Source organism: Paracidovorax citrulli (assembly GCF_900100305.1).
GTDB classification, from domain to species: Bacteria; Pseudomonadota; Gammaproteobacteria; order Burkholderiales; family Burkholderiaceae_C; genus Paracidovorax; species Paracidovorax citrulli.
Window position 1 is genome coordinate 23,224 of sequence record NZ_FNEY01000045.1, and the last position, 6,451, is coordinate 29,674.

The 6,451-nt window shown below is 69.6% G+C and carries 9 protein-coding genes; 5 read left to right on the forward strand and 4 right to left on the reverse strand.

Translation table 11 applies throughout. The features are described from left to right. Window positions 1-27 precede the first annotated feature (27 nt). The 4 genes from BLR99_RS20825 to BLR99_RS20840 all read right to left on the reverse strand — a co-directional run bounded on the left by BLR99_RS20825 (window position 28) and on the right by BLR99_RS20840 (window position 3,601). The gene (locus tag BLR99_RS20825; protein ID WP_017438513.1) at window positions 28-1,167 is read right to left on the reverse strand and encodes a branched-chain amino acid ABC transporter substrate-binding protein; all 1,140 of its coding nucleotides are present in this window, start codon (window positions 1,165-1,167) and stop codon (window positions 28-30) included. Between the two features lie 170 nt (window positions 1,168-1,337). Next, window positions 1,338-2,276 (reverse strand): bifunctional Delta(1)-pyrroline-2-carboxylate/Delta(1)-piperideine-2-carboxylate reductase, encoded by a 939-nt coding sequence (gene lhpI, locus BLR99_RS20830; RefSeq protein WP_046060070.1) that lies wholly within the window; start codon window positions 2,274-2,276, stop codon window positions 1,338-1,340. Between the two features lie 67 nt (window positions 2,277-2,343). Further along, window positions 2,344-2,652, reverse strand: coding sequence for a hypothetical protein (locus BLR99_RS20835; RefSeq protein ID WP_011796457.1), 309 nt, complete (start codon window positions 2,650-2,652; stop codon window positions 2,344-2,346). An 82-nt stretch (window positions 2,653-2,734) separates the two neighbouring features. Further along, on the reverse strand, window positions 2,735-3,601 hold the full coding sequence (locus tag BLR99_RS20840) for a DNA/RNA non-specific endonuclease (RefSeq protein WP_017438922.1): 867 nt from the start codon (window positions 3,599-3,601) through the stop codon (window positions 2,735-2,737). A gap of 160 nt (window positions 3,602-3,761) precedes the next feature. On the opposite strand from BLR99_RS20840, the gene BLR99_RS20845 reads away from it, so the two are divergent. From BLR99_RS20845 to BLR99_RS20865, 5 genes are all read left to right on the forward strand, one after another. Further along, window positions 3,762-4,055 (forward strand): DUF2789 domain-containing protein, encoded by a 294-nt coding sequence (locus tag BLR99_RS20845; RefSeq protein ID WP_011796455.1) that lies wholly within the window; start codon window positions 3,762-3,764, stop codon window positions 4,053-4,055. 312 nt (window positions 4,056-4,367) lie between these two features. Further along, complete coding sequence (locus BLR99_RS23715) at window positions 4,368-4,502, forward strand: hypothetical protein (RefSeq protein ID WP_017438923.1); 135 nt, start codon at window positions 4,368-4,370, stop codon at window positions 4,500-4,502. Window positions 4,503-4,625: 123 nt separating this feature from the next. Beyond that, a complete protein-coding gene (locus BLR99_RS20855) occupies window positions 4,626-5,639 on the forward strand; it encodes an expansin EXLX1 family cellulose-binding protein (RefSeq protein ID WP_041828084.1) in 1,014 nt (337 codons plus the stop codon). A gap of 122 nt (window positions 5,640-5,761) precedes the next feature. Continuing rightward, window positions 5,762-6,124, forward strand: coding sequence for a hypothetical protein (locus tag BLR99_RS20860; protein ID WP_011796453.1), 363 nt, complete (start codon window positions 5,762-5,764; stop codon window positions 6,122-6,124). A gap of 86 nt (window positions 6,125-6,210) precedes the next feature. Continuing rightward, a partial coding sequence (locus BLR99_RS20865; RefSeq protein WP_139160162.1) for a leucine zipper domain-containing protein occupies window positions 6,211-6,451 on the forward strand: 241 nt, incomplete at its 3' end.

Sequence of the window (6,451 nt, forward strand, 5' to 3'; positions counted from 1 at the left end):
CCCCAGGCGGCCCCGGGGCCGTCCTGCTTACAGGCTCTTCAGCGGCACCACGTCCTTGCCCTTGAAGGTGTACACCGTCACCGCCGACGACTTCAGGTCGTGCTTGACGTCGTACGAAAACTCGCCCGTCACGCCGGCATATTTGCCATTGGCGATCGCCTGGGCGATCTTCTTCGTGTCGGTGGTGGACTGGGTCGACTCCATGGCGTTGGCCAGCAGGTACATGCCGTCGTAGAAGGCGGCGGCATAGGTGAGCGGGTCCCGCTTGTATTCGGCGCGGTAGCGCTCGGCGAATTTCTGGCCCTTGTCGCTCTTGTCCAGCAGCGAGCCGCCCTGGGTGCAATAGACGTTCAGGTCACCGGTGAGCTGGGCCAGGTTGGCGGTCTCGGTGGAGCAGATGCCGTCGCCGCCGAGCAGGGGCCCGGTGATGCCGAGGGCGCGCATCTGCTTGAGCAGGGGGCCGCCCTGGGGCGAGTAGCCACCGTAGAACACGGCCTCGGCCTTGGCGCCGCGGATGTTGGTCAGGATGGCGCTGAAATCCGTGGCCTTGTCGGTGGTGAATTCGGTGGCCACGACCTGCAGGCCCAGGCGCCTGGCCTGCGCCGTGAATTCGCGCGCGACGCCCTGGCCGTAGGCGGTGCGGTCGTCGATCACGGCCACCGTCTTGAGCTTCAGGTCCTGCGCCGCGTAGGTGGCCATCTTGGTGCCCAGCTGGTTGTCGCTGGCGCCGATGCGGAACAGCGTGCCGTAGCCGAGTTCCGTGATCTTCGGGTTGGAGGCCACGGTGAGCGTGAGGATGTCCGAGTCGTTCAGCACCCGCGCGGCGGGCACCGTGACGCCCGAGTTGTAGGGGCCGAGCACGAAGCGGATCTTCTTGTCGGCAAGTGTCTGGGCGACCTGCACGCCCTGCTTGGGATCGGCCACGTCGTCGTTGATGTCCAGCTCGAACACCACGGGCTTGCCGGCCACCTTGACGCCCTTGGCGTTCAGTTCCTTGATGGCGAGCAGGGCGCCGTCGCGGTTGTCTCCTCCGTTGGCCGCCTGCGGGCCCGTGACGGGGCTCATGAAGCCGATGCGGACACGCTCCTGTGCCTGGGCATGGGCGGCCGCGCAGGCCAGTCCCAGGGCCATGGCGGTCAGGCGGAATATCGTTTGGGTCTTGCTCATTGGCATGTTCCTTGTGATGCAGGGATGGGGCACGGCGATCGTATGGGCCTGGTGCCCCGGCAGGCAGGAAGGCCTGCCTGGCTCGTGGCCGGGCGGACCGCAACCCCCGATTGTGCGCACGCTTTCGGTGCCCTCCCGAGCAGTGCCCCGAGAAAACGAGGTGGTGCGGATCACACGGCGATGCCGAGCGTCCGGATGGCGACCCGCGCGGCCGCGAGATCCCAGGCGGCCGTGCCCACGCTCTTGAAGACCGCCGGGCGGCTGCGGTCGGGCTCGGCCGCGACCAGCGACGCGAGCGGATGGACGCTGCTCCAGTCCACCTGCGCGCGGATCAGGTCGCCGGCCTCGTGCCGCGCGCCCGCCGGGTCGTCGGCGTACAGGTCGCTGCCCTGCAGGGTGGTGGCGCCGATCTCGGCCATGCCGGGCCTGAAGGCGCCGACGCCGACCACCACGCGCCCGGCACGGGCGGGCTCGTCATAGATGGGGACCGTGGCGGTGGTGAGCGCGATGACCGCATCGACCGCCTCCGGAATGGCCTCGGGGCAGGGCTGGACGGCGGAGGGCGCTGCGGCCTGCGCGCAGAAAGCCTGCGCCGCCACGGCGGTCCGGCCGCGAACGAGCACCTTGCAGGCGGGGTGCAGCTCCCGTATCGCCTGGAGGTGGTGCCACGCCTGCACGCCCGTGCCGATCAGCAGTATCTGCCGTGGTGCCTGCCCCAGCAGCCGGCCCAGCGCCACCATCGAGACGGCCGCCGTGCGGCGGCCCGTGAGTTCCGGGCCGTGGAGCTGGCACAGCGGCCGGCCGGACGGCGCATCGCACACCGTGACGATGCCGTGCAGTGTCGGCAACTCCCGGGCGGCGTTGCCCGGCTGCACGGTGACCAGCTTGTGGATGCCGAGATCGTGTGCCACCGCCGGCATGCTGAGCATCACGCCGCCCTGGCCCAGCGGCAGCGCGAGGCGTTCCGGGCTGGCGATCTCTCCGCGGTGGAATTCGACGGCGGCGGCCTCGATGGCCGGCACCAGTGCAGCGAATGGCAGGGCATGGGCCGTGGCGGCCTGGTCGCAGGCATGCAAGGCCGCGGCCTGCGCGGGAAGGGCGGAGGTCATGTGGTGGCCGGTAGGGATGGGAAAGAGCCCGGCATTGTCCTCCCGCAGGCCTGCGGCCCGTGGGCCGTCAGGCCAGCCGCACCTCGAAGTACGCTCCTTCCGGCTCCCCCAGGCCCTGCATGCCGGCGGTACGCGCCGCCGCCGCCGCGCGGGCCCAGCGGTTGATGGTGGCCATCGGGTCCGTGCCTTCGGGGGCCTCGTCGCCGTCCTGCAGGCATTGCACCGCGGCGAGCGATCCGGCCACGCCTTCCGGGCCGCCGAGCTGGCGCTCGAGCACCCGGGCGTAGCGGGCCTCGGCCGCGGTGCGCTCGCGCTGCGGCAGTTCGGGGAAATCGCACAGGGCGACGGTGTAGGCGAGGGTGGCGGTTTCGGACATGCCTTTTCTCCTGAAGTAGCAATGACTGTATGAATATACAGCTATTGCCGTGCAGGTGGGAAGGGGTCGTCTCGAAGATGCGTCAATGCGCGGGCACCGGGGAGGGCAGCAGCCGCATGCCGGTGCGGCGCTCCACTTCCTGCAGCGTGATCGGCGGGCCGGCGGTGGCGCCCGGCGCGTTCTGCTGCCAGTGCGCCCAGGAATGCCCGGTCCCGGCGTCGTACACCAGCTTGAACAGGTGCGAAGGCACGGCCACCTGTCCGGCGCCGATGGTCCTGGCCCCGGGCTCGAAGACGGGGCCGGTGATGACATAGACGTCGCCGCGCGCGCGCATCGCGTAGCGGCGCGTGTCCTCCTCGATGCGTGCCCAGGGGCCGCTGTTCTGCTTCGGATCCTGCGGCACCATGTTGGCGAGGCTGAACGACTGCGCCATGGCTTCGGGGGTGCCCATGTCGCCCGCAGGCGCCATGTGGCCGCGGGCATAGCCCGAGCCGCGGTAATCCTCGAGTTCGGCGCGCTCGCCGCGCGGCAGCCGCGCGTCCGCGTAGAAATGGTCGGTGCGGTGCTGCTGCCGGGCCTGCTGCAGGATCTGGCGGTTGAGCCGCTCGGCCACATACACGGGGGTGCGTGTGTTGCCGCTGTGGAGCACCGCGAAGGCGTCGAAGCACAGCTCGCGCAGCCGGGGCGCATCGGGGGTGAGGGGCGGCACGCCGCCGGCGAAGTGCTGGCGGCACTCCGTGAACTGGCCGGCGCGCGTGGGCTGGGCGGCAGTGCCGGACCAGGGGCCCTGCGTGGGGTGGACGCCGCAGCTCGTGACCTGCAGGCCCACGACCGCGGAGGTGAACAGGGAAACCAGCAACCGGCGCACGCGGCCTGAGGACCGGTGCAGGAGGGCGATGGAGGGGGAGCGGGAGGATTTCTTTCTGCGCGATTGCTTCTGCTGGGCCATCCTTGGATTAGAACCCGCGCGGGCACCGTGCAGGGGCTTTCGCACGCAACAGATGCTGCCGGCCGTGTCCGTCCTGACCGGCCAACGCTGCGTTGTCTGACGCGCCGGCCCGCGGGCTCGCCCTAAGGTCGGTGCATCGATCCCACACCAGGAGCTTTTCATGATCACCACCGAACCGACGATGACCAACCTGTTCCTGCAATTGGGCCTGGAGGAAAGCCCGGACGCCATCACCCGTTTCATCCATACCCACCAGCTCGGTGCCGGGGTGCAGGTGGCCGATGCGCCTTTCTGGAACGATGCGCAGCGCCAGTTCCTGGCAGAGCAGCTCAAGGCGGATGCGCCCTGGGCCATGGTGGTGGACCAGTTCAACGAAGCGCTGCACGCCGATGCGGTGGAGCGGCGCACCGAAGCGGAAGTGCCGGGCAGCGCCGAGGCCGTGCCCACGCGCTGATCGCCGCGCCGCCGCAGGGGGGGGCTGTCCTCCCCCTCCAGGCACGCCGCTTCTGGAGAGAAGGTGCGGCCGCACCGGTGCAATGGACTTCCGCGCCTTCGCGCGATGGTTGCAGGAAACGGCAGGGCATCCGCCTGCACGCAGGATCTCAAATTCGTTCCCGCCGATGCACCGGCGCAGGATGAGTGGTTCCGACAGGCGTGCGGCACGTCGGGGCATTGCGCGACCCGCCCGCATGGCGTTGTCCGACGCGGCGCGGGAAGCACGGCGGGTTACCTTGGGACTTTCAAACCCGTCGATGGAGAAGACCCCATGAACGCACCGCGCAACTCGGCTGGCGCCGTCCCCACCTCTTCGAACCGCAATCGCTTCGCCAGTGCCCGCACTTTGTGGGTGGCCGGCATCGCTTTGGCGGTGATTCTCTTCGTATTCATGATTCCCTGGTGAGCGGCGGCGGGTACAACCGGCGTGGGAGGCCCGGGCAGGGCGGCGCGATGGCCGTTCCGTCCTCCGGGCCGACGGCGGTCGATGGCGATGGTCGCCATGCGCCGCACCACGTTGGAAGGATCCATGCCGAAATCTCTGTTGTCCGTATTCGGCCGGCGCTGCGCGCTGGCTTGGGGCTGGCTGGCGCTCGCGGTCGCGCTGCCGGTGGCCGCGCAGGGCACTCCGGGGGAAACGTATACCGGGCGCGGCACGTTCTATGGCTACGATGGTGGCGGCAATTGCAGTCTGCCGTTCCCGGAACACGTATTGACCGTTGCCATCAATGATTCCGACTACCAGGGCTCGCAGGCATGCGGTGCCTACCTCGAGGTGCTGAACCCCGCGACGTCGAAGAAGGTGGTGGTGCGCGTGGACAACCGCTGCCCCGACTGCCCGCCGCACGGGCTGGATCTGGCGATCCCGGCCCTCGCGCAGATCGCGCCGATCGACGCGGGCATCGTTTCGCTGCGCTGGCGCTACGTGTCGGGGCCCGATACGCCGGCGTCCGTCGTTTTCAAGGAAGGTTCCAGCGCTTCGTGGAGCGCCCTGCAGGTGCGCAACCAGCGCAATGCTGTGGCATCGCTCGCCTATCGCGCGAGCGGTTCAGGCGGCACCTACGTGCCGCTGGAGCGGCAGATGTACAACTACTTCCTCGCGCCGGGCGGCATGGGGCCGGGGCCGTTCGACCTGAAGATCACCGATGTGTTCGGCCAGGTGCTGGAGGTGTCCGGCGTGCCCCTGAGCGTGGGGCCCGAGCTGTCGCTGGGTGTGCAGTTCCCCCCGGTGCTGCCCGCAGCGGGTTCGGCCTGGTCCGTGCAGGATTCCGAGCCTCCGGCGCCCGCCACCGGCCCGGTCACCTATGCCACCAGTTTCAACAGCGACTGGGGCCAGGGCTATTGCATGAATGTGACCGTGACCAACCCCCATGCCGGTCCGGTGGACTGGGCCGTGCGCATTCCGGTCTCGGGGACGGTCTATAACGCCTGGGATTCCCAGGTGACGCAGGTGGGCAACGAACTGTCCGTTCAGGGCGCGGCCTGGAACCGCACCCTGCAGCCCGGTGCCAGCGCGCAGTTCGGTTTCTGCGCCAATCGCTGACCGGCGCCGCGGCCTGTTTCCGGGCCGTGACGGATGCGCCCCGGGCCGGCATTCCGTCCGACAGGCCCGGGGCGGCCGCGCTTCTATGGTGGGGCATCGCAGCAGCCTGGGAGGCTTTCTCCATGCAGACATCGACCGAAACCCGGACCACCCGCACTTCCGGTGCCGGGGCGCCCGAATCCCGTAGCAACCGGGACAACCGCCGTGGCTGGTGGATGGCCGTCGCCACGGCCGCCATCGTGCTGACGGCGGTGCTGGCGTTCAACCTGCTGGGTCCGAAGAACCCCGTGCGACCGCCCGGCGAGGGCCACGAGACCCCGGCCTCGCAGGGGGCGGCCCAGACCGGCGGGCCGGTACCGGACGGTTCCGTGGAAGGCGCGGCACCGCAGAGGTCGGATACGCCGACGCCAGCCGGCCGCGAGGGCATGGGTGCCCCGGCGGGGGCCGCGCCGGCAGCGCCCGCTGCATCGGGTTCCGGCAGCTAGTTGTGATGTCTCAATAGGTTGTTCATCCAGGCCCGACCTGGGAAGCTGTGGTTACCAGGCCCCAGCAACTCAGGACAGGACACCGGATGAACAGTCATAAGCATGCGCGATTGACCCGCGCAGGTCGAGCCCTTCTGGTCGACAGAGTGCTCCAGCAGAACTGGACGATGCGCCAAGCCAGCGAAGCCGCAGGCGTGAGCCTGCGCACCGGCTACAAGTGGATGGCCCGCTTTCGCAACGAAGGCCCCGATGGCTTGCTCGACCGCAGCTCCCGCCCGCACCGCAGCCCCCAGGCCTGCCCACCCGAGCAGGTCCAGCTGTTCGAAC

Bases quoted from the DNA above. Each gene is read 5' to 3' on its own strand.
- BLR99_RS20845 (WP_011796455.1), top strand. From the start codon at position 3,762: ATGATCACCACCGAACCGACGATGACCAACCTGTTCCTGCAATTGGGC.
- BLR99_RS20840 (WP_017438922.1), bottom strand. From the start codon at position 3,601: ATGGCCCAGCAGAAGCAATCGCGCAGAAAGAAATCCTCCCGCTCCCCC.
- BLR99_RS20825 (WP_017438513.1), bottom strand. From the start codon at position 1,167: ATGAGCAAGACCCAAACGATATTCCGCCTGACCGCCATGGCCCTGGGA.
- BLR99_RS23715 (WP_017438923.1), top strand. From the start codon at position 4,368: ATGAACGCACCGCGCAACTCGGCTGGCGCCGTCCCCACCTCTTCGAAC.
- BLR99_RS20855 (WP_041828084.1), top strand. From the start codon at position 4,626: ATGCCGAAATCTCTGTTGTCCGTATTCGGCCGGCGCTGCGCGCTGGCT.
- BLR99_RS20860 (WP_011796453.1), top strand. From the start codon at position 5,762: ATGCAGACATCGACCGAAACCCGGACCACCCGCACTTCCGGTGCCGGG.
- lhpI (WP_046060070.1), bottom strand. From the start codon at position 2,276: ATGACCTCCGCCCTTCCCGCGCAGGCCGCGGCCTTGCATGCCTGCGAC.
- BLR99_RS20835 (WP_011796457.1), bottom strand. From the start codon at position 2,652: ATGTCCGAAACCGCCACCCTCGCCTACACCGTCGCCCTGTGCGATTTC.